Annotated in this window: 1 pseudogene; it reads right to left on the bottom strand. The window is 39.0% G+C overall.

What is annotated here, in order from left to right:
- Positions 1 to 251: pseudogene (locus AAEY55_RS18320) on the bottom strand (hypothetical protein); the annotation flags it as partial.
- Positions 252 to 272 lie beyond the last annotated feature (21 nt).

The following is a 272-nucleotide window of genomic DNA, read 5'->3' as shown; positions in this document are numbered from 1 at the left end:
AAAGTAAAGAATAAATAAGTGTATTTAATCAAGCCTGCGAACATGTTAGGTGTAATACCTTTAACGCTTTGCTTTTTTAATTGTGTCACTAAGTTTTGGTAGTTAGATAATACCGCGTCTTTAATATCAGTCGATACCCAGTTTTCATCTAATAATGCAATTTGCGTGTGGGTTGTATTGGCTTCGATAATGTTTTTTACAGCAGGGGTGGCTAATGCCACTTTGTCGGCGGATTGACTGCCCCCAGCCATTTTCTGTGCCACACTCCATAC

It is taken from the genome of Pseudoalteromonas sp. 120-MNA-CIBAN-0494 (assembly GCF_040308885.1).
Classification (GTDB): domain Bacteria; phylum Pseudomonadota; class Gammaproteobacteria; order Enterobacterales; family Alteromonadaceae; genus Pseudoalteromonas; species Pseudoalteromonas nigrifaciens.
Note: the sequence above shows the minus strand (reverse complement) of the source record. Positions and strands in the feature narration are given on the sequence as shown.